Annotated in this window: 14 protein-coding genes; 6 read left to right on the plus strand and 8 right to left on the minus strand. The window is 71.9% G+C overall.

Annotated elements, in window-relative coordinates:
• Positions 1-12: 12 nt before the first annotated feature.
• The 3 genes from ABTY62_RS20290 to ABTY62_RS20300 form a co-directional block, all read right to left on the minus strand.
• Positions 13-495 (minus strand): SPW repeat protein, encoded by a 483-nt coding sequence (locus tag ABTY62_RS20290; protein ID WP_352130808.1) that lies wholly within the window; start codon positions 493-495, stop codon positions 13-15.
• Positions 496-628: 133 nt separating this feature from the next.
• On the minus strand, positions 629-1,648 hold the full coding sequence (locus ABTY62_RS20295; protein WP_352130809.1) for a cytochrome d ubiquinol oxidase subunit II: 1,020 nt from the start codon (positions 1,646-1,648) through the stop codon (positions 629-631).
• 25 nt (positions 1,649-1,673) lie between these two features.
• Positions 1,674-3,071 carry a cytochrome ubiquinol oxidase subunit I gene (locus ABTY62_RS20300; RefSeq protein WP_352130810.1) on the minus strand — a complete coding sequence of 466 codons (1,398 nt, stop codon included), beginning with the start codon at positions 3,069-3,071 and terminating at the stop codon, positions 1,674-1,676.
• A 230-nt stretch (positions 3,072-3,301) separates the two neighbouring features.
• On the opposite strand from ABTY62_RS20300, the gene ABTY62_RS20305 reads away from it, so the two are divergent.
• Positions 3,302-4,045, plus strand: a complete 744-nt coding sequence (locus tag ABTY62_RS20305; RefSeq protein ID WP_352130811.1) for an SDR family NAD(P)-dependent oxidoreductase — start codon at positions 3,302-3,304, stop codon at positions 4,043-4,045.
• A gap of 194 nt (positions 4,046-4,239) precedes the next feature.
• Here the strand turns inward: ABTY62_RS20305 and ABTY62_RS20310 are convergent, their stop codons facing one another.
• Positions 4,240-5,208, minus strand: coding sequence for an acetylxylan esterase (locus ABTY62_RS20310; protein ID WP_352130812.1), 969 nt, complete (start codon positions 5,206-5,208; stop codon positions 4,240-4,242).
• 338 nt (positions 5,209-5,546) lie between these two features.
• Between ABTY62_RS20310 and htpG the strand changes: the two genes are divergently transcribed.
• Positions 5,547-7,448 carry a molecular chaperone HtpG gene (gene htpG, locus ABTY62_RS20315; protein WP_502997491.1) on the plus strand — a complete coding sequence of 634 codons (1,902 nt, stop codon included), beginning with the start codon at positions 5,547-5,549 and terminating at the stop codon, positions 7,446-7,448.
• A gap of 51 nt (positions 7,449-7,499) precedes the next feature.
• On the opposite strand, the gene recQ is transcribed toward htpG, so the two are convergent.
• Together recQ and ABTY62_RS20325 are read right to left on the minus strand one after the other, a co-directional pair.
• Positions 7,500-9,320 (minus strand): DNA helicase RecQ, encoded by a 1,821-nt coding sequence (gene recQ / locus ABTY62_RS20320; RefSeq protein ID WP_502997492.1) that lies wholly within the window; start codon positions 9,318-9,320, stop codon positions 7,500-7,502.
• Positions 9,321-9,453: 133 nt separating this feature from the next.
• Positions 9,454-11,460, minus strand: coding sequence for a zinc ribbon domain-containing protein (locus tag ABTY62_RS20325; RefSeq protein WP_352130814.1), 2,007 nt, complete (start codon positions 11,458-11,460; stop codon positions 9,454-9,456).
• Between the two features lie 311 nt (positions 11,461-11,771).
• Between ABTY62_RS20325 and ABTY62_RS20330 the strand changes: the two genes are divergently transcribed.
• Positions 11,772-12,338 carry a snapalysin family zinc-dependent metalloprotease gene (locus ABTY62_RS20330; protein ID WP_352130815.1) on the plus strand — a complete coding sequence of 189 codons (567 nt, stop codon included), beginning with the start codon at positions 11,772-11,774 and terminating at the stop codon, positions 12,336-12,338.
• 44 nt (positions 12,339-12,382) lie between these two features.
• Here the strand turns inward: ABTY62_RS20330 and ABTY62_RS20335 are convergent, their stop codons facing one another.
• The gene (locus tag ABTY62_RS20335) at positions 12,383-13,426 is read right to left on the minus strand and encodes a LacI family DNA-binding transcriptional regulator (protein WP_352130816.1); all 1,044 of its coding nucleotides are present in this window, start codon (positions 13,424-13,426) and stop codon (positions 12,383-12,385) included.
• 217 nt (positions 13,427-13,643) lie between these two features.
• Here ABTY62_RS20335 and ABTY62_RS20340 point away from each other — a divergent pair, with 217 nt between their 5' ends.
• The 3 genes from ABTY62_RS20340 to ABTY62_RS20350 are packed head-to-tail and all read left to right on the plus strand — an operon-like array spanning position 13,644 to position 21,637.
• Positions 13,644-14,975, plus strand: coding sequence for an MFS transporter (locus tag ABTY62_RS20340; RefSeq protein ID WP_352130817.1), 1,332 nt, complete (start codon positions 13,644-13,646; stop codon positions 14,973-14,975).
• On the plus strand, positions 14,972-19,021 hold the full coding sequence (locus ABTY62_RS20345) for a hypothetical protein (protein WP_352130818.1): 4,050 nt from the start codon (positions 14,972-14,974) through the stop codon (positions 19,019-19,021). The genes ABTY62_RS20340 and ABTY62_RS20345 overlap by 4 nt, the downstream gene beginning before the upstream one ends.
• Positions 19,022-19,054: 33 nt before the next feature.
• The gene (locus tag ABTY62_RS20350; protein WP_352130819.1) at positions 19,055-21,637 is read left to right on the plus strand and encodes a family 78 glycoside hydrolase catalytic domain; all 2,583 of its coding nucleotides are present in this window, start codon (positions 19,055-19,057) and stop codon (positions 21,635-21,637) included.
• Here ABTY62_RS20350 and ABTY62_RS20355 read toward each other — a convergent pair.
• Entirely contained in the window at positions 21,627-22,457 is an 831-nt protein-coding gene (locus tag ABTY62_RS20355) for a DeoR/GlpR family DNA-binding transcription regulator (RefSeq protein ID WP_352130820.1), read from the minus strand. The two genes, ABTY62_RS20350 and ABTY62_RS20355, sit on opposite strands and share 11 nt — an antisense overlap.
• Positions 22,458-22,484: the final 27 nt, after the last annotated feature.

Raw genomic sequence — 22,484 nt, forward strand, 5'->3', positions numbered from 1 at the left:
TGTTCCGGGCCGTCAGCGCCCCGCACGAGCGGTCGTGCCCCGGCCGCCCTGGCTGCCCGGGGCAGCCTTCTTCTGCGCGAGCGAGCTGGCGGCGAGCGCCAGCACCAGAGCGACAGCGCCGACGACGACGTTGCTGATGATGGTGCGCATGGTGGCCACGGCTCCCGAGACCACCCACGGCGCGATGATGGTCCACACGCCCAGCAGCGCGGCGGCCCATGCCATGCCGTGGGTGCGCTCATAGGCATGGCCGAAGCCGCCCATCAGCACCGCGTAAGCGACTCCGACGATCAGGTTGGTCACGGCCAGGGTCATCATGCCGTTGAAGCCCACGATCCAGGCGGATGCGGCAAGGTAGAGGCCGGTGATCAGGGATATCGCTTCGACGGCCTGGGCCCCGGGAGTGCTCGCCGCCCGCTCGGCCCAGGTGTGGCGTTCCCGCATCTCCAGGATGTCGGGATGCGACTCCATAGTCGCATGGGTCGGTTCCGTCATGATCGCCTCCTGCAATCATTTCGCTCCAGAGCCCCGAGTGCCCGATATGCGGTCCGGTATCGCGCGGACCGCCATAAACATCGACCTAAATGGGCGCTGGGATCAGCCGCACACCCCGAGGCCCTGTCCGGGCCTAGCGGGCGGCGTCGCCCGGCGACGGCTCCGCGTCCGGCTCGTGCTGGAACACCGAGTAGAGCCACCACAGGGACGGCACCAGGACCAGCGAGCTGACCGCCAGGCTGAGCAGGCAGGCGGCGAGCACGGCGTGGGTGGACGCGGCATCGCCGACGGTGACACCGGGGACGAGCATGGCCGGGTACTGGGCCACGCCCCACGCCCAGAGGATCGCCGCCACCGCCAGCGCCGCCAGCGGCCGGGCCAGGCCGGGGTTGCCCCGCAGCAGCGCCAGGGCGGCCACCCCGGCACAGGCGCTGAGCAGCACCAGCGCCAGGGCGCGATGGGTGAGCCCATGGAACAGGTGCGGGGCGTCGGCGTGCAGGATCGCGATCCCGGCCAGCGCCACCGCTCCGGCGGCCAGCCCGCTGACCAGCGCCCGGGTCCGGAACCACGCCCCCAGCTCCGGGCGTCCCAGGCGGGCGGTCTCCGCGCACAGATAGACGGCGGCGAGATGCGCGCAGGTCAGCACCGCCAGCACCCCGCCCAGCAGGGAGGTGGGGTTCAGCCAACTGGTGATCAGGTTCCCGGCCGCCAGCCCCGGTGGGATACGGCCCGAGGCGACACCGCCGGCGACGGTGCCCAGGAAGAAGGGGGTGAGCACGGACGACAGCGCGAAGCAGGCCCCGAACAGCCGTTTCTGCCACAGCTCGGTGCTGGCCTTGCGGAAGGCGAAGGCCGCGCCGCGCGCGATGATGCCGAGCGCGGTCAGCGTGAGCGGGATGTAGAGCGTGGACATCACGGCCGCGAAGACCGGCGAGAAGCCCGCCCACAGCAGCACCACCACGAAGATCAGCCAGACGTGGTTGGCCTCCCACACCGGCCCGATGGTGTGCTCGATGAGGGCCCGCCGCGGTGCGCCGGGCCCGCTGCGGCCCGCCAGCAGGTCCCACAGCCCGGCCCCGAAGTCGGCGCCGCCGAACAGGGCGTAGCAGGTCAGCCCGATCCACATCACCGCGAGCGTCAGATTCGCGAGCACCGGCCGGCCCCTCTCATGTCACCGCTCATGTCACCGGGTACCGGGGCACGTCGCTGTCCTGCGGGGCGATCGGCACCGGCCGGTCCCGGGCCAGCCGGCGCAGCACGTACACGGTGGCCACCGTCATGCCGAAATAGACCAGCAGCACCAGCCACAGCCCGTTCAGCAGCCCGGGCGCCGGGTTCACCGCGTCCCGGACCGTCATGATCCCCTGCACGACCCAGGGCTGACGGCCCAGCTCGGTGACCACCCATCCGCACTCCAGGGCCACCACGGCGGCCGGTCCGGTCAGGACCGCGAGGAGCAGGAAGGGCCGGGTGCCGGGCACGCTCAGGATGTCGTCGGTGCCGGAGCGCCGCCGCCACCACCGGGCGAGCACCAGCCATACGCCCATGAACAGCAGGAACATCCCCGCCCCCACCATCAGGTCGAAGGCCAGGTGGACCCCGGTCACGGCGGGCCACTGGGACCGGGGCACCTCCGACAGGCCGCGCACCACGGTGTTGGGGCTGTATCCGATCAGCAGCGACAGACCGCTCGGGATCTCCAGGCCGTACTTGAGCCCGCTGTGGCCGTTGCTGATGCCGAGGATCGTCAGCGGCGCATGGTCGCCGGTGCGGTAGACGCCCTCGATGGCGGCGAGCTTGACCGGCTGGAACTCGGCCACGAAACGGGCCGCCCAGTCCCCGACGACCAGTTGGAAGGGGGTGACGACCGCCCCGACCGTGAACGGGATGAAGAACCCGGCCCGGTGGTACCGGTCCCGGCGGCCGCGCAGCAGCGCCACCGCGTACACACTCGCGGTCAGAAACGCGGCCACCATCAGCGCGGCCAGGATCATATGCGTGGTCTGCGGCGGCGCGGCCGGGTTGATCATCGCGGCCCAGGGGTCGACGGACACCACGCGCCCGTCGCGGGACAGTTCGAAGCCACGCGGCTGGTTCATCCAGGCGTTGGCACACACCACGAAGAACGCCGAGGCCACCCCGGCGACGACGATCGGCACCCCGGTGAGCAGGTGTTTGCCGGGCGACAGCCGGTCCCACGCGTAGAGATAGAGGCCCACGAAGATCGCCTCGATGAAGAACGCGATCCCCTCCAGTGCGAACGGCAACCCGATCACCTGCCCGTACGTCCCCATCAGCCCCGGCCACAGCAGCCCGAGCTCAAAGCTGAGGATCGTGCCGGACACCGCGCCGACCGCGAACAGCACCCCCATGGCCCGCGCCCATCGCCGGGCCAGGATCCGCAGGGCCGGATCCCCGGTGCGCCACCCCCGCCATTCGGCGATCAGGGTGAGCAGCGGCAGCCCCACCCCCAGACAGGCCACCACGATGTGCCAGGCCAGCGAGAACCCCATCTGTGCCCGGGCCCCGCTGAGATCGCCCTCGGTGGCGGCATGAGCGAGCGGGACAGCGAACACCTGGAGCCTCCGGGGCGGGGCGGGGCGAGGTACGGAGCCACACGCTGCCGTATCCCGGCGGCCCGGCGGCCAAACACGGATACGGCCGAACGGCGGTCCGGAGCGAGGAGCTCGCCGACGGCCCGTTCAGGCCCCGAGGGCCGGTGGGCCCCTTGACGGGAAAGCGCTTACTCCCTAGCGTCTGTTCACGGATATGGCCAAGGTTCAATAAGTTGCACGGGGAGGCCGGGATGGGACGACGGATCGTGGTGTCGGGCGGCGGCACGGGCATCGGGCTCGCGACCGCCGAGGCCTTCGCCGCCGACGGGGACCGGGTGGTCATCCTCGGGCGCCGCGCCGAGGTGCTGCGCGCCGCGGCGGACAAGGTCAACGCCGCGCACGGGGCCGACCTGGTCACCTGGACCAGCACCGACCTCAGCGACCCCGGGCAGACCCGGCGCGCCGTCGAGTTCATCGCCGCGGACGGCCCGGTCGACGTGGTGGTCACCAACGCGGGCGGCAATGTCGCGCCCGGCAACGACGGCACCCTCGAAGGCATAGCCGACCAGTTCCAGCGGAACTTCACGGCCAATGTGCTGACCGCGGTGCTGCTGACCGAGGGCCTGCTGCCGCACCTCACCCGGCCCGGCGGCCGGATCGTGCACCTGTCCTCCGTGGCGTCGCTGCGCGGCCCCGGCTCGTACGGCGGCACCAAGGCGCATCTGCACGTCTACACCTACGACCTGGCCAAGCGGCTCGGCGCGGAGGGCGTCACGGTCAACGCGGTGGCCCCCGGCTATGTCCAGGACACCGAGTTCTTCGGCGAGCGGGGCACTCCCGAGTTCATCGCGCAGCAGATCGGGCAGACGCTCACCGGGCAGCCCGGCCACCCCGCCGAGGTCGCGGCCGCCATCCGCTATCTGGCCTCCCCGGAGGCGGCCTATGTCACCGGCCAGGTGCTCCACATCAACGGCGGGGCGCAGCTCGGCCGCTGAACCGATCATTCGTCCAGGGCCGGACGGCCCTGGTTCCGGGGTCGGACGGCCCTGCCCCCGCCGCCGGCCACCAGCCAGGATTTATCCCCACAAGGTGGGGGGAACGAAGGACGGACGGCCGGTCCGGAGGGAGCCTCCCCGAAGGCTCTCAACCATCTCCGGACCCGGCCGTCCGCCCTTGGGGCGCTCGGGGACTACCGCAGCTTCGGCGGCAGCCAGTCCAGCTGGATCTCCTGGTGGACGGGGCCGCCGCCCTCGTGGCCGTTGAACGAGTACACCTCGATGCGCTTGTCCTCGCCCGCGTAGGTGTTGTACGCGGCGAACACGGTTGACGGCGGGCAGGTCTGGTCCTCCAGCGCGGTCGAGAAGAGCGCCGGCGCCCGCCCCCGGGCGGCGAAGTGGACCCCGTCGAAATAGGAGAGCGTGCGGAAGATCCGCTCGTCCTTGCCGCGGTGGGTCTTGAGGTAGTTGCCGATCTCACGGTACGGATCGCGGTCGGTCAGCGTCGCCGCCCGCGGGAAGTGGCACAGGAAGGGCACGTCGGGGGCGATCGCGGCCAGGTCGGGCACCAGGCCGCCCACGGCCAGCGCGATGCCCCCGCCCTGGCTGGCGCCGACGACCGCGGTGCGGGCGGGGTCGGTCAGCGGGTGGGAGCGGGCCGCCTCCACCGCGCGCACGGCGTCGGTGAAGACCCGCCGGTAGTAGTAGTCCTCGGGGTTCTCGATGCCCCGGGTCATGAACCCCGGGTACGCGGGCGCCGAGCCGACCGGGTCCGGGGTGTCACCGTTGGTCCAGCCGCTGCCCTGGCCACGGGTGTCCATCACGAGATGGGCGAAGCCCGCGGCCGGCCACACCAGATGGGTGTGCGGCAGCCCGCGGCCGCCGCCGTAGCCGATGTACTCGACCACGACCGGCAGTGGCTCCCGGGCCCCGGCCGGGTGCAGGAACCAGCCCTTGACCGGGTGGCCGCCGAACCCCGCGAAGGTGACGTCGTACACCTCCATACCGGTGAGCGCCGTGCGGACCGGCGTGAACGTGGCGTTGAGCTCGTGTTCGCGGGCCTCGGCGAGGGTCTTCTCCCAGAACCCGTCGAAGTCCTCGGGTTCGGCGATCAGCGGCCGGTAGTCGCGCAGTTGATCGAGCGGAAGGTCGAACAGGGCCATGGGCAGGCAGCTCCCTCTTGGATGCCAGGACGCACGGACGGGGCATGTCTCGGACCGACGATGTCCCTTGATCGCGCCGAGGCGGCTCATGCCGTGCGAAGAAAATCATCGTGCCGTATCCCCTGGCAAGGGCCCAACAGGCCGCACCGACGCCGTGGCCGCCGGGCCGGGCGTCAGCATGCCAGTTCGTACCCCCCTAGTCCTGCCCGGTTCCGCCCCTCCGAGGGCGGCGGCCGCCTCTAAGCTGGCGTCAGGTACTCGCTCGTGAAGGGAAGCATGTGAACACACAGGCCGAGACGTTCGAGTTTCAGGTCGAGGCGCGCCAGCTCTTGCAGTTGATGATCCACTCCATCTACTCCAACAAGGACGTCTTCCTCCGGGAGCTCATCTCCAACGCGTCCGACGCGTTGGACAAACTGCGGCTGGAAGCGCTCCGAGGCGAGGAGTTGCGGGCGGACACCTCCGATCTGCACATCGAGATCGAGGTGGACAACGAGCACCGCACGCTGACCGTGCGCGACAACGGCATCGGCATGTCGCATGACGACGTGGTCCAGCTCATCGGGACCATAGCCAAGTCCGGCACCGCCGAGTTCCTGCGCGAACTGAAGGAGTCGAAGGAGGGGGCGAAGGACGCCGCGGCCCCGGACGATCTCATCGGGCAGTTCGGCGTCGGCTTCTACTCCGGCTTCATGGTGGCCGACCAGGTCACGCTGGTGACGCGGCACGCGACGGAGAGCCAGGGCACCCGCTGGGACTCCACGGGCGAGGGCACTTACACGATCGAGGCGGTCGACGAGGCGCCCCAGGGCACCTCCGTGATTCTGCGGCTGAAGCCGGAGGACACCGAGGACCACCTCTACGACTACACCTCCCCGCGGAAGATCAAGGAGATCGTCAAGCGATACTCCGACTTCATCACCTGGCCCATCCGCATGGCCACCGAGTCCACGGCCGCGGACACCGCCTCGGACGCCGCCTCGGACAAGGACGAAGAGGCCGAGTCCGCCGTCGAGCTCGAGACGCTCAACTCGATGAAGGCGCTGTGGGCGCGCTCCAGGGACGAGGTCTCCGACGACGAGTACCACGAGTTCTACAAGCACATCAGCCACGACTGGAACAACCCGCTCGAGACCATCCGTATGCAGGCGGAGGGGACCTTCGAGTACCAGGCGCTGCTGTTCATCCCGTCCCAGGCGCCGCTGGACCTGTTCATGCGGGAGCGCAAGCGCGGTGTGCAGCTCTACGTCAAGCGCGTGTTCATCATGGACGACTGCGAAGAGCTCATGCCGGAGTATCTGCGCTTCGTCAAGGGCGTCGTCGACGCGCAGGACCTGTCGCTGAACGTGTCCCGCGAGACCCTCCAGCAGGACCGCCAGATCCAGCTGATGCGCCGGCGCCTGGTCAAGAAGGTGCTGTCGACGGTCAAGGACATGATGTCGGCCAACGCCGAGGGCTACGCCACGTTCTGGCGGGAGTTCGGCCGCGCCGTCAAGGAGGGCCTCCTCGACGACTTCGACAACCGCGACGCGATCCTGGAGATCTCCTCCTTCGCCTCGACCCACGACGCGGAGCAGCCCACCACCCTGCGGCAGTACCTGGACCGCATGAAGGAGGGCCAGCAGCACATCTACTACGTGACGGGCGAGTCGCGCTCGATCATCGAGAGCTCGCCCCACATGGAGGCCTTCCGGGCCAAGGGCTACGAGGTGCTGCTGCTCACCGATCCGATCGACGAGATGTGGATCGGGTCCGTGCCGGAGTTCGACGGCAAGCAGTTCCAGTCGATCGCCAAGGGCGAGGTCGACCTCGACACCGAGGAGGAGAAGAAGGAGGGCGAGGCCGAGCGCGAGCAGCGGCAGAAGGACTTCGCCGAGCTGCTGTCCTGGTTGACGAAGACCCTGAGCGAGCAGGTCAAGGAGGTGCGGCTGTCCTCCCGGCTGACCACCTCGCCCGCCTGCATCGTCGGTGACACCCACGATGTCACCCCGGCGCTGGAGAACATGTTCCGCGCCATGGGCCAGGACATGCCCCAGATCAAGCGCATCCTCGAGCTCAACCCCACGCACCCGCTGGTGACCGGCCTGCGCGAGGCCCACGGCGCGAACGCGGAGGGGGACGGTCTTGCGGAGACGGCCGAGCTGATCCACGGCATGGCGCTGCTCGCCGAGGGCGGCGAGCTGAGCGACCCGGGGCGCTTCATCACGCTGATGGCTGACCGGCTGCAACAGACGCTGTAGCGCGGAAACCGGGTGAGGGGCGGGTCCGGCCGGACCCGCCCCTCACCCGCGTCACTCCTCCGTGAGCGCGAGCGTGTCCAGGATCGACTGCCCGTACTTGGCCAGCTTGTTCTCGCCGACACCGCTGACCGTGCCGAGCTCCGCCAGGGTGCCGGGCGACAGCGTCGCGATCTGGCGCAGCGTGGCGTCATGGAAGATCACATACGCCGGGACGCCCTGCTCCTTGGCGGTGGCCGCGCGCCATGCCCGCAGCCGCTCGAACACCGGCACCGCCTCCGGCGCCAGATCGGCCGGAGCGGCGGCGGCGCGGCCGGACTTGCCGGACGAGGACGCCTTCGCGGCCCGGGGCGCCCGCTCCGGCTCGCGCCGCAGCATCACCTGGCGCTGTCCGCCCAGCACCTCGCCGCTGGTCTCGGAGAGCACCAGCGTGCCGTAGTCGCCCTCCACGGCGATCAGCCCCTGGGCGAGCAACTGGCGCACCGCTCCCCGCCATTCGGCCTCGCGCAGCTCCGTGCCGATCCCGAACACGGACAGGGCGTCGTGGTCGAACTGGATCACCTTGGCGGTCTTCTTGCCGAGCAGGATGTCGATCAACTGGCCGGCGCCGAACTTCTGGTTCCGCTCCCGCTTGAGCCGCACCACCGTGGACAGCAGCTTCTGCGCGGCGACGGTGCCGTCCCAGGACTCCGGGGGCGTCAGACAGGTGTCGCAGTTGCCGCACGCGGTGCTCGGCTGGCCGAAGTACGCGAGCAGCCCCACCCGGCGGCACTCGACCGTCTCGCACAGCGCCAGCATCGCGTCGAGATGGGCGGCGAGGCGGCGCCGGTGGGCCGCGTCACCCTCCGAGCCGTCGATCATCTTGCGCTGCTGCACGACGTCCTGGAGGCCGTACGCCAGCCAGGCGGTGGAGGGCTGCCCGTCCCGCCCGGCCCGGCCGGTCTCCTGGTAGTAGCCCTCGACCGACTTGGGCAGATCCAGATGGGCGACGAACCGCACATCGGGCTTGTCGATGCCCATGCCGAACGCGATCGTGGCGACCACGACCAGCCCGTCCTCCCGCAGAAACCGCGCCTGGTTCTCGGCCCGGGTCCGGGCGTCGAGCCCCGCGTGGTACGGCACTGCCGCGATCCCGTTCTGCACCAGGAACTCGGCCGTCTTCTCGACCGAGGCCCGGGACAGGCAGTAGATGATGCCCGCGTCCCCCGGGTGCTCGGTGCGCAACAGCTCCAGCAGCTGGCGCTTGGGGTCGTTCTTGGGCGCGATGCGGTACTGGATGTTGGGCCGGTCGAAGCTGGCCACGAAGTGGCGGGCGTCCTGGAGCTTCAGCCGCGAGGCGATCTCGGCGTGGGTGGCCTCGGTGGCCGTCGCGGTCAGCGCGATACGGGGTACCTCGGGCCAGCGCTCGTGCAGCTCGGACAGCGCCAGATAGTCGGGCCGGAAGTCATGACCCCACTGGGCCACACAGTGGGCCTCGTCGATGGCGAACAGCGAGATCGAGCCCCGGCCCAGCAGCGAGAGCGTCGACTCCACCCGCAGCCGCTCCGGCGCGAGGTACAGCAGGTCCAGCTCGCCCGCGAGAAACTCCGCCTCGACCAGCCGCCGCTCGTCCAGGTCCTGGGTGGAGTTGAGGAACCCCGCCCGCACGCCGAGCGCCCGCAGCGCGTCGACCTGGTCCTGCATCAGCGCGATGAGCGGCGAGACGACGACCCCGACGCCGCGGCGGACGAGCGCGGGGATCTGGTAGCACAGCGACTTGCCGCCGCCGGTCGGCATCAGAACCAGGGCGTCGCCCCCGGCCACGACATGGCCGATGATCTCTTGCTGATCGCCCCGGAACGCGTCATAGCCGAAGACCCGGCGCAGCACGCGCAGCGCGTCGCTCGTATCGCCCGGGTCCGGATCTCTTGTGTCCGGGCCGCTGGGGGCCGGGTCGCTGACGTCACTGTTCCAGAGGGGATCGTTCTCGGGGAGAGGCACCCGGCGAGTCTAAGACTTGATCCGTAGTTCACCAGAATGTGAGCTGTGGACTGCACGCGGGGCGGTGTCCGGGCTTTCCAGCGTGGTCACGCACGAGGCGTGTCTCATCCGGGGTCGCTCGGCGCCGCCGTCCGGCGGTTCGGTGAGCAGAGGTCCCGCGCTGTCGCGGGACTGCCACGCGACCAGCACTCCGAGGAGCGTTCTGGCACGGTGTGGTTGACTCACGCAGGGCCTCTTCCAGCCCTTCAGTAAAAACAATCTGTGCACGCCGGGACATGATGGTGTCCAGGTACGCGGTCTTCGGTTCGTCCACTTCCTTGAGGCGGACGAATGCGGCCAGCGCAGCGGATACGAGGTCCCGTTTGCCGACGAGGCCGCAGGTGACGCACTTGTGTTCCCGGTCACGCAGGGATTTGTTGACGCGCTCACCGCAAAGGCAGTGCTGGGACAGCGCGGTGGACCATGTGGAGGCCCGTACGAGGCGGCCCCCGGCTGCCTTGCACTCCACTTCCAGAGCCGCGATGAGCATGCCCGGCGTGGTCTGCGACAGACGTTTTCCCCACAGCCGGTACCAGGTGCGGATGTCGCAGTCCTCGACCACCAGGTTCGGGCCGTGGACCGCGATGATGTCGCGGGCGACCTGGCGGGCGCGATGCCGTCGATGCTCGGCGGCACTCGCGGCGGCCTCGGCCTGGCGAGTGCGTAACTTTCGGTAGTTCACCGACAGCTGATCGTGGCGGAATGCCTGCTTCGGCATGCCGTCCGAGCGTGCGGCACGGGCGCCACCGGGGACCGTGACCTGCCTGGGCGTGAGGCCCTTCTCGGCCCGGCGGGCGGCGCGCTTGGTCTGTTTCTTCGACAGGCCGTACCCCGCGGTGTTCGTTGCCCGGCGGGAGCGCTCCAGCGCCCGCGCACGCCCCCGCCGTTTCTTCGCTTCCTTCTCCAGCCGCTCCTTCTCCTTTTCGGTCGGTGTGATCTCGGAGGAGGCCGGGGTGCCTTCGGCGGGGTCCAGGGACGCGGGGAGGGAGACGACGGAGAGGTTGGAGACGTTGCCGTCCACCCCGACGATCCGGCCCAGGGCAGCGGCCTGCTCGCGCATCCGCCGGACGGCCGGGGAGGCGTATCCGGGGCCGAGGACCATCAGGTGCGCCTCGTATGCCCAGCCGCCCGGCGCGCTGGCCTTGCGGTGGCGTACGAGGTCCACCTTGTGCCAGAGGGCGGGGTTGCTGAGGAAGTGCTCAACGCGGGCCCACTGACCCCCTCCTTGAGGGATGCGGACGGGGAGCACGAGGTCACCCCGGCCGGAGTCGGGGCCACCCGCGAACACTACGGCGAGCGGGCCCGTGTGGTCCCACCAGGTCGCCTTCCGCGTACCCGCCTTCCCCGAGGCCGTGACTTTGCCCGTGGGCACGGTGCCGGTCGGCACGGTCGGCTTCGGTATCCGGCGGGGCTGCATCAGCGCGTGCCAGCCGCCGGAGGTGTAGGTAACGGTGTGGCCGTGGAGGGTGCCGACCAGGCGGAACGTCTCCCACTTGCGTTCGGTGGTGTGGGAGCGGGCACGCCCGGGGATGCGGGTGAAGTCGTACCAGCGACCGACCTTCGGCCGTCCGAAGCGTTGTCCGGTGGAGTCGGTGAATAGGTGGCGGGAGACGCTGTTCCACACCTCGTCCGCGATGTGCATCGCCAGGGCCTTCGAAGCATGGTGCTTGAGGTGCCCGGCGGTTTCCAGATGCTTGTACGCGCAGCGTTCCAGGGCTTCGCGGGTGAGGCCGAGGCGCTGCCGTACGGCCTTTGCGCCGTCGCGGGCACGCTCGTGCCTGGCGGTCCAGTAGGCGTCGATCTTGGAGCGGGCATCCCGCTGGACGGCCCGCTTGATCGACCACATCGCGCCGAACAGTTTCTTCAGCCTGTCAAGGTCGGCGGGGTCGGTGACGGCCAGGGGCAGCACCATGACGGACACGATCCCGTCGTCGGGCTTGGTCCACTTCGGTGCTTTGTTCTTTCCCCGGAACCTCCGTGTCTGGGCAGCCTGCATTGCCGTCACCTCCTCCACGGATTAGCCGACTTGCAACACAATACGTGACCATTTATGGCAATCAAGGTGGAACGGGTTTCGTGACCGCGGAGCCTCCTCGGAGCCAGGTCGTTCTGCGGGTGGTGGTGCTCGGCCAGAGGCAACCTTCTGCGCGTGCTTTTGTGCGCCGAACGGGTGGACCGTGCCGTGGGCAGGCCGACCGCGGGGGCCGGTTGGGGATGGCTGTGAGTGGGCAGTGTTGGCCGTGAGGCATATGGGATCGTCATGCCTGCGTCAACGAGGTGGTTCCTTACCCCACGAGGAGGCCGATCGTGAGATCCAGCAAGGCTCTGCGCGCATTACCCGCCGTCGCGGTGGCGGTGCTCGCCCTGGCGGGCGGCCAGGCGGTGGCGGCGCCCGCGTCCGGGTCGGCGCAGCAGCAGGTCATTGCCGCGAGGGTGCTGACGTACGACGCGTCCCAGGCCGCGGAGTTCAAGGACGCCGTCACCAAGGGTGCCGCGATCTGGAACGACAGCGTGGCGAACGTGGACCTGAAGCCGGTCGCCTCGGGCCAGCGGGCGAACATCCGCATCATCGCGGACAACGGCTGGCCGCGCACCGCCACGTCCAGCCTGGGCAGCGGCACGATCTACTTCGGGCGGCAGGCCGTCGACGAGGGCTACAACACCGTGCGGATCTCGTCCCACGAGTTCGGCCACATCCTGGGGCTGCCCGACATGAAGCCGGGCCCCTGCTCGAGCCTGATGTCCGGCTCCACGGCCGGTATCCCGTGCACCAACCCCAACCCCAACGCGGCGGAGAAGGCGGAGGTCGAGGACAACTTCGCCGGCGCGCTCACGGGCGCGGCGGCCACGCGCGACCTCCTGTTCGTGGACTGACCCACCCCGCGGGCCGGGAGCCCCCCTCCCGGCCCGCAGGCCGCCTACCCGTCGGTGGGTGGTGGGGGGCCCGTGGTGCCGCGGACGACCAGGGTCGGGGACACCGTCATCAGCACGGACCGCGTGCGGCCCTCGACGCGCTCCAGGAGCAGCCGCGCCGCCGTCGTGCCCATCAGGCCGCCCGCCTGGTCGACGCTGGTGAGGCGGACGGGCGCGAGCGCGGCGACGGCCGTGTTGTTGTAGCCCACCAGCGAGAAGTCCTCGGGGATCCGCAGCCCCAGCTCGCGCGCGGCGCGGAAGACCCCCATCGCGGCCACGTCCGCGCCTCCGAAGACGGCGGTCGGGCGGTCCGCCGAGGACAGCAGCTCCATCCCGGCCCGGTAGCCGCCCTCCTCGGAGAACGCGGTCATGGCGACCCGCGCCAGGTCCTGGAGGCCGTGTCGCCGCATCGCCTCGTGGTAGCCGCGGCGCTGGACCCGCTCGGGCGTGCCCGACCAGCCGCTGCCCCGGTTGCCGTGGGTGGAGGTCAGGGCGATCCGGCGGTGGCCGAGCCGGACCAGGTGGTCGATCACCAGGCCCGCGCCCAGGGCGTCGGCGTCGACGACCGAGTCGTGCTCCTCGGCCAGGTCGTGGTGGCCGATCACCACCGTGGGCACGGTGGCCGCCGTGCGCAGCACCTCGGTGCGGGGGAATCCGGGGCCGATGAGGATCAGCCCGTCCATCTGCCGGTCCACCAGCGCCCGGGCGAGTCTGGTCTGGTCCTCCTCGTCGAAGCCGGCCGCGCCGATCAGCACCTGGTAGTCGCCGCCCCGCAGCTCGGTATTGACACCGTCGAGGATGTCGGCGAAGAAGGCGTTGCGGATGTTGTCCAGCAGGACGCCGATCGTGTACGTCCGGCCGCGCATGCCGCGGGCGGCGGCGTGCGGGCGGTAGTCGAGCTCGGCCATGGCGGAGCGCACGCGCTCGTGCATGGCGGGGCTCACGCCGTAGGCGTTGCGCAGCACCTTGGACACGGCTGACGTCGAGACCCCGGCGTGCTGTGCGACATCCGTGATCGTCACGCGGCGCCGGCCGCTCGTACGGGCCATGGGTGCCAACCTCCGATGTCCTGTGAAACGGTCTACGTCCGCCACTGTACGCCGTCGAAGGGAACCCGCCCTCCATGATCGCTGGACCTTGGATTTCGCATCGTTATCTGCCCGTGACTTGACCCCCGCACCCCCCGAGCCCCACGGTTGAGTCGTTTCAATTCGGAGAACGTTCTACACACCGCTTCTACACGTCAATGAGGACGGGAGCGACCGGATGACCATGCATCAAGAGACCCAAGGATCCTCGGCCGAGGCCGAGACCGAGGGCACCATCAGCCGTCAGCAGTGGAAATGGTCGGTCCTGGCCGGCATGGCCTCGTACCTGGACGCCGGGTCGATCGTGGCGCTGGGCGCGGGCCTGGCGCTGTTCCAGGAAGAACTCAATCTCAGCGACTCGGGCCTCACCGGCGTCGGCGCGCTCGCGGCCATCGGCCCCAACGCCATCGGCGCGGCGGTCGGGGCCTTCATCGGCGGGCGGCTCGGCGACAAGCTCGGCCGCAAGCGGATCTACCAGTGGGACCTGCTGGTGTATGCGGCCGCGATCCTGTTGATCGCGCTCGCCGTCAACCCGGCGATGCTGTTCATCGGCACCTTCGTGGTGGGCGTGGCGGTGGGCGCCGACGTGCCGACCTCGCTGGCGCTGGTGGGGGAGTTCTCGCCGGCCAGGGCCCGGGGCAAGCTGCTCGGGTTCACCCAGGTCGCCTGGAACGTCGGGCCGTTGATCGTGCTCCTGCTGGCGTTCGCGCTCTCCCCGCTGGATCTGCTGGGCATCCGCATCGTCTTTCTCCATCTGTTCGTGGTCGCGCTGATCACCTGGGCGCTGCGCAGAGGGATGACCGAGTCGGCGGTGTGGAAGGCCGCGGCGAGCAAGGCGGGCAAGGCGGGCGAGAGTGCGGCCGCCGCGGCGGCCGGGGTGCGGCAGCTGTTCCGCGGGGCGCACCTGAAGGCGCTGCTGTGGACCGGGAGCTTCTACCTGTTCTGGAACCTGGCCGCGGGCACCGCCGGGCTGTTCACCCCGTACATGGTCAAGAACCTGGGCGCGGGCGGCCAGGGGACCAGCGTGGCACTGTCCTGCGCCGGGTTCGGCGTCGGCATCGCGGCGACGGTCCTGGTGTTCATGCCGCTGACCGACCGCGACCACCGCACCCGCCGGATGCTGTGGGCCGTCGGAGCGGTGATGCAGATCATCGCCTACGCGCTCTTCCTGTGGTTCCCCTTCACCGTGCCGACGATCCTCCTGAACACCTTCCTGTTCGGCGTGGGGGCCTCGCTGGCCGGTGAGGCGTTCTACAAGACGTTCAGCCAGGAGCTCTTCCCGACCATGCTGCGCGGCACCGCCCAGGGCTTCACCTTCGGCACGGCGCGCACCTGCCTCGGCATCTGGAGCTACTTCGTGCCCCACCTCGCCGACTCGGGGATCACCACCATCGCGGCCCTGCTGACCACGTTCCTGGTCATCAGCGGCGGCATCGGGTACTTCTTCATGCCGGACACGGCCGGGAAGTCCCTGGACGCGATCGAGGCCGAGCGCCGGGCGGCGGTGTGACGGACGCAGCACGTGAACTGCTCTCCCGGTTCACCGACCCCGCACCCGAATACGGGCCGCTGCCGATCTGGTGGTGGAGCGGTGCGAAGGTGACCCGGGAGCGGCTGCGGCGGCAGATGGCGGAGCTGACCTCCCAGGGCATCCGGCAGGCCGTGGTGATGTGCCTCGCGCCGACCGGACCGACCTTCGGCTCGCTGGCGGACGACCCGCCGTATCTGAGCGCGGAGTGGCTGCGGCTGCTCGACGGGGCCTGCGCGGACGCCGACGAGCTGGGGTTCAGCCTCTGGATGTACGACCAGATCGGGTTCTCGGGCGCCAACTTCCAGGGGCAGCTGACCGCCCGCAACCCGGAGTTCGCCGGGCTCGCCCTCCACCGTACGAGCGCACCCGTGGAGGGTGGCGAGACCGTGGTGCGGCCCCCGACCGGCCACACCGCGCTCGCGGCGTACGCCGTCCCCGTCCGGGACGGCGGCGCCGCGGCCGGGCGGGTCGCGGTGCCGATCACCGGCGGCGCGGCCCGCTGGAGCGGCGGCCCGGCCGAGGTCACCCTGGTGCACAGCGGGGTGAGCGGCTTCGACTACTTCGGCGAGGCCGCCTGTGCGGCGCTGCTCGACCGGGTGCACGGCACGCTCGAACGGCACGTCGGAAAGTGGTTCGGCCGCTCCATTGGCGGCTTCTTCCAGGACGAGCTGCCCGCCCTGCCCACCTGGGGCCGCGACTTCGCGGCGAGCTTCGCCGAGGTGTACGGCTACGACCTGGTCCCCGAGCTGTGGGCGCTGTGGGAGGGCGAGGACCCGCATGCCGCGCGGGTGCGCCGCGACTACCACGAACACCGCGCCCGGCTGGGCCGCCGGGCCTTCTTCGACCCCCAGGAGGCGTTCTTCGCCCGGCACGGCCTGGTCTGCGGCTTCGACCAGCCCTCGCCGGCCCGCGAGGGCGACCCGGTGGGCGGGGTGCGGGTGTACGGCGACTACCAGGGCACCCACGCCGGATACGGGGCGCCGGGCAGCGACCACTGGGGCGACGCCAAGGTGCACAGCTCGATGGCGCACGCGCTCGGTCACGGGCGCACCTGGATCGAGGCGTTCCACTCCTCCGGCTGGGGCGGCACGCTGGAGGAGACCTACGACTGGCTCGCGCCCTTCCTGCGCCGGGGCGCCACCCTCTACGACCCGCACGCGGTCTACTACAGCACCGTCGGCGGCTGGTGGGAGTGGGCGCCGCCGTCCACCTGCTGGCGCCAGCCGTACTGGCCGTCGTACCACGTGTTCGCCACCGCCGTGGCGCGGCTGTGCTCCGTGCTGACCGAGGGCGCCCATGTGTGCGACACGGTCCTGCTGTCGCCGACCACGGCCGCGCAGGCGTACCTCACGCTGGACGGGCCGCTGGCGCCGGCGGCCGAGGCGGGCCGCCTCTACCACGAGCTCAACGGCGTCAACTGCTGGTTCGCCGAGCGCCGCGGGGTGCTGGAGCGCGCGGGACTCGACCACGACACCTTCGACGAGAACACGCTGGCGGGCGGCGAGGTGACCGCCGACGGGGCGGGCGCCGCCCTGGTCATCGGCCAGGAGCGCTACCGCACCGTGGTGCTGCCCGGGCCGCTCGCCCTGCACGCCGCGGCGGCCCGCACTCTGGTCCGCTTCGCCGCGGCCGGTGGCCGGGTGGTGTGCGTGGCCCGGGCGCCCGAGCTGTTCCCCGGCGGCCCCGACGACGACGGTGCGGAGGCCGCGCGGCTGTTCGCCGACGCCGTCGCGCGGGGCCTGGTCACCGTCGTCGAGAGCGCCGAGCAGGTGCCCGGCGCGGTGGCCCGGGGCCCGGTGCGGGTCACCGCCGACGCCCCGTACCTGCTCCGCCGCCACCGCGACGCGCTGGTCCTCACCCTCGTCGCGCACGACGACCGCAGCGGCACCAAGGCGCCGATCGTCGCCTTCCCCATGGGCGACTGGCCCACCGACGGCTTCTCCTGGGAGCGGTACTGGGAGCAACTGCGCACCGAGGGCTACGACTTCGTGCCCGCCGACGGCCGCACCGCCCGGGTGCGCCTGGAGGGCCAGGACCGGCCGCGCGCCCAGCGCTGGGACCCGGGCACCGGGGACCGCACCGAACTGGCCGTGACCCGGGCGCCGGACGGGGCCTGGCTCCTGGAGGTGCCGTTCGAGGACGGGGCGGTGGCGCTGGTGGTGCTCGCCGAGGAGCTGCCGGAGCCCACCCGCGCCCCGCTCGGCCCGGCCACCGGGACCGTCCCGCTGCCCGGCCCCTGGCGCGGGCTGGCCACCTCCACCCTGGACAACGGCGACGGGGATCTCGCGGCGGCGCACCGCACGGGGGTGCTGCCCATCGAGGTGTGGCGGCTGGAACACCTGGCACGCCCGGAACCTGAGGCAGCCGAGCGGGGCTGGTCGCCCGTCACGGCCGGCTTCGGCCCGTTCGCGCTGGTCTCAGGCCCGGGCTCGGACTCGGACCCGGACTCGGAGACGTGGCGGCCCGCGGTGTGGTCGCTGTCGCGCGGCATCCCCGACGACCCGCTGCACGACGAGCGTCTTGGCCCCAAGGGATATGTCCCCGAGGAGTTCCTGGACTGGCGCGCCGTCCCGGCGGGCGGCCGGGTCGCCGTCCGTACGCACCTGACCCTCCCCGACCGCGCCGGGCTGCACCTCGCGGTCGGCGCGGGCGCGGCGCGCCGGGTGCTGCTCGACGGGGCGGAGCTGCCCGCGGCGGGGGAGGGGTACCGCACGTTCAGCCCGCTGCCGCCGTCCGCCCGCGGCCGTACCGTCGCCCTGGAGATCGAGCTGACCGCCGTCGAGGACGGGCCGGTGCGCGCGTCCTTCGCGGTGGTCGGCGACCCGGACGCCTTCCGCCGCCCCGAGTGGCTGGAGCCCGGGGACGGCTCGGTCCCCGGCCGCACCCACGAACTGACGCTGCGCGCCCGGCTGGACCGCGTCCCGGACGACACGGTCGTCCAGGTCGCCGCCGACGGCGCGTGCGCCGTGCTGGTCAACGGCGTCGAGGTGGGCCGCCAGGGCGACTTCAACCCGTATCCGGGCCACCGCGACATCCGCGTCCACCCGTACGACCTCCGCGAACTGCTGCGCGTCGGCGAGAACACCCTCACGCTGCGGGTCACCGACGCGGGCACCGCCCCGACCGGCGCGGCCCTCGACTCGGCCCCGGCGGCGCGCGGCGGCCTCGGCTGGATCAGCGGCAGCAGCGGCGGCAGTGGCGGCAGTAGCGGCAGTGGCGGCAGCGGTGGCTGGGAGGCGAGCCGCGACGGCGCGCCCGTGCCGCTGCGGTCGCGCACCTCCACGGGGGGCCGCGACCCGCGGTGGATCTGCGCCTGGGCCCGCCCCCACCCGCTGCCCGGCGCCCACTGGCTGGAGCCGGCCGCCGCCCCCGGCGGCAGCGGTGTCGTCGTGCCGCTCGTCCCGGACCTGGCGCCCGGTCCCGAGCGCGTGGAGTGGCTGCGCTTCCCGGCCCCGCTCGGCACGACGGCGCTGCGCGTCCCCACCCCGCTGAGCGTCACGGTCCTGGTCGAGGGCCGGGAGTACGCGACGGACGGCGACGGGTGGGTACGGCTGCCCGCCCCGCTGGCCGCCGCCACCCCGGTGCTGCTCAAGGTGGTCGCGGTGGACGGCCGCCGGGGCGGCGCGCTCCTCGACGCGGCGATCGAGGCCGAGGTCGCCGAGGCCGAGGTGGAGCTCGCCTCCTGGGAGGAGCTCGGCCTGCGCGCCCTGGGTGGACGGGTCCGCTACCGCACCACCGCCCAGCTCCCGCAGGCCCCGGCCGGTCGGACCCTCCTCGACCTCGGAGAGGTCCGCGGCACCGCCGAGATCCACGTCAACGGCACCCTCGTCGGCCGCCGGGTGTGGGGGCCGTGGACGGTCGAGGTCACCGACGCCCTGAGGGCGGGCGACAACGACATCGAGATCGTGGTGAGCGGCACGCTCGCCGGGTATCTCGACGACGCCTCGCCGACCCGCGCGGTCGCGGCGGGCCAGGTACGCACGGGCCTGTTCGGCCCGGTCCGACTCATCCGGTCCGACTCGTAAGGCCGGTCCGACTCGTAAGGAAGGTAAGCAGCGTTGCAGGTCACCACTCCGGTCTTTGAACATCACCGGGAGCCGCTGGGCATCGGCGAGGCCGAGCCCCGGCTGAGCTGGCACACCGCCACCGACGCCGAGGGCTGGCAGCAGACCGCGTACGAGGTGCGGGTGTGCGCCGAGGACGGCACCGAACTCGCCGCCCCGGGGCGGGTGGAGTCCGCGGAGTCCGTGCTCGTCCCCTGGCCCGGCCCGGCGCTGCGCTCGCGGCAGCGGGTGGCCGTCAGCGTCCGCGTCTGGGGCGCCGGCGGCGACGGACCCTCCGAATGGTCCGAGCCCGCCCACGCCGAGGCCGGGCTCCTGCTGCCCGAGGACTGGACGGCCCGCCCCATCACGTCCGGCCGGTCCCAGGCGGACGGCCCGCACCCGGCCGACCTGCTGCGCCGCGAGTTCACCGTCCGCGGCCCGGTGACGGCCGCGCGGCTCTACATCACCGCCTGCGGCGTGTACGAGGCCGAGCTCAACGGCGTACGGGTCGGCGACCACGTACTGGCCCCGGGCTGGACCTCGTATGCCCACCGGCTGCGCTACCAGACCTTTGACGTGACCGACCTGCTGCGCGAGGGCGCGAACGCCGTCGGCGCGCTGCTGGGGGAGGGCTGGTACGCGGGCCGCATCGGCTTCCACGGCGGGCGGCGCGCAATCGGGGGCGAACAGACCGCACTGCTGGCCCAGTTGGAGATCCAGTACGCCGACGGAACGCGCGAGACCGTGGCCACCGACCCCGACTGGCGGGCCGCCACCGGCCCCCTGCTGCGCTCGGAGATCTACGACGGCGAGGTGTACGACGCCCGCCTGGAGCGCGACGGCTGGTCCCGCCCCGGCCATGACACCACCGGCTGGAGCCCGGTCGAGCAGGCCGACCCGCCGGCCGGGGAGCTGGTGGCGCCGACCGGCCCGCCGGTCAGGCGCCTCCAGACCCTGGCGCCGACCGAGGTGATCACCACCCCCTCGGGCCGTACCGTCCTGGACTTCGGCCAGAACCTGGTGGGGCGGCTGCGCATCACGGTCAGCGGCCCGGCCGGGCACACCGTCACCCTGCGCCACGCCGAGGTGCTGGAAGGCGGCGAACTGGGGGTGCGCCCGCTGCGCGAGGCCAAGGCCACCGACGCCTACACCCTGCGCGGCGAGGGCACCGAGACCTACGAGCCGCGATTCACCTTCCACGGCTTCCGCTACGCCGAGGTCACCGGCTGGCCGGGGACGCTGGACCCGGCGGACGTCCAGGCCGTCGTGATACACACCGACATGGCGCGCACCGGCTGGTTCTCCTGCTCCGAGCCCCTGGTGGAGCGGCTGCACGAGAATGTCGTATGGAGCATGCGCGGCAACTTCCTGGACATCCCCACCGACTGCCCACAGCGCGATGAACGCCTGGGCTGGACCGGCGACATCCAGGTGTTCGCACCGACCGCCACCTTCCTCTACGACTGCTCCGGCATGCTCGCCGGCTGGCTGCGCGACCTGTCAGCCGAACAGCTGGCCCACCCCGAACAGGTGCCGCCGCTCGTGGTGCCCGACGTCATACCGGAGGAGTTCGAGCCCTTCCCCCGGGCGCAGGCCGTCTGGGCGGATGTCGCGGTGCTGCTGCCGTGGGTGCTCCACCAGCGCTTCGGCGATCCGGGGCTGCTGCGCGACCAGTACCCCAGCATGCGCGCCTGGGTGGAGACCGCAGCCCGGTACGCGCGCGAGGGCGGCGGGCTGTGGCGCGACCACCACCACCTGGGCGACTGGCTCGACCCGGCGGCCCCGCCGGACCGCCCGGAGGTCGCCCGTACGGACGGCGATCTGGTGGCGGGCGCCTATCTGGTGCGATCGGCCGAGGTACTGGCCGAGACCGCCCGGCTGCTGGGCGAGACGGACGACGCGCTCCGCTACGAGGCGTTGGCGAAGGAGGCGCGGTCGGCCTTCCAGGAGGAGTTCCTGACCCCGGCCGGCCGGCTGTCCTCCGACGCCCAGACCGCCTACGCGCTGGCGCTGTGCTTCGCGCTGCTGTCGACCGAGCGCCAGCGGGCGGGGGCCGGGGCGCGGCTGGCCGCGATCGTGCGGGACGCGGACTTCCGGATCGCCACGGGCTTCGCGGGCACCCCGCTGATCTGCGACGCGCTGTGCGCGGCCGGTGAGCCCGAGCTGGCCTACCGGATGCTGCTGGAGCAGGGCTGCCCGTCGTGGCTGTACCCGGTCACCATGGGCGCGACCACCATCTGGGAGCGCTGGGACTCCATGCTCCCGGACGGCACCATCAACCCGGGCGAGATGACCTCCTTCAACCACTACGCCCTCGGCGCCGTGGCCGACTGGCTGCACCGCACCGTCGCCGGGCTGGCCCCGGCCGCCCCCGGCTGGCGGCGGCTGCGGATCGCGCCCGTCCCCGGCGGCGGGCTCGACCACGCGAAGGCCGCCCACCTGACCCCGTACGGGCGGGCCGAGGCGGGCTGGCGTTACGAGGGCGACGAGCTGGTCGTGGAGGTGCTGGTGCCGCCGAACACCCGGGCCGAGGTCCAGCTGCCGGGCGACGGCGAGCCGTTCGAGGTGGGCTCGGGGCGGCACGTCTTCAAACGGTGACCACGTCCACCTCGGACAGGGCCCGGAAGGGCGCGAGCTGGTCATCGGTGGCGCCGCTGTCGGTGACCAGCGTCCAGGGCGCGGTGAGCGGGGCCCAGGCGGTGAAGGGCGACTGACCGAGCTTGCTGCTGTCGGCCAGTACGTACACCTGGCCGCCGCGCTGGGCCATCAGCTCCTTGAGCGCGGTCTGCTGAAGGCTGGCCTCGCAGATGCCGAGCTCCGCGTCGAGGCCGTCGGCGCCCAGGAACACCTTGTCCGCGGTGAGGCGGGAGAGGGTCAGCTCGGCGAGCGGGCCGACGAAGCCCTGGCTGACATGGCGCAGCGTCCCTGCGAGCGTGATCAGCTCGACGCCGTCCGCCTCGGCCAGCTCCCGCAGGGCCGTCAGCCCGCTGGTGATGACGGTGAGCTCGGTCCGGCCGCGCAGATGGTGGGCGAGCCGCCCGGTGGTGGTGCCGGCGTCCAGGATGACGGTGTCCCCCTGCGTGATCCGGGCGGCCGCCCAGCGCCCGATGCGATCCTTCTCGGCCACGGCCAGACCGCTGCGCTGCCCGAGGGTCGGCTCGGCCGTGTGCCCCGCGCTCATCGCGCCGCCGTAGGTGCGGGCGATGGTCCCCTGCTCGGTGAGGAGGGCGAGGTCCCGGCGGATCGTGGACGGGGTGACCTCCAGGGAGCGGGCCAGCTCCTCGACGACCACTGTTCCGTCGGTCTGAATCATGCGGGCGATCAGTGCCCGGCGGTCCTGGGCCCGCAGCCTTCCGCGGTCCTCCGCCCCGGTCGGTGCGGCCGACGTGCGTGATGTGCGCGAACGTGCCGGACTCATGCCTGTCTCCTCTCCGCGACTGGCCGC

The organism is Streptomyces sp. NPDC097640 (assembly GCF_040302705.1).
Classification (GTDB): domain Bacteria; phylum Actinomycetota; class Actinomycetes; order Streptomycetales; family Streptomycetaceae; genus Streptomyces.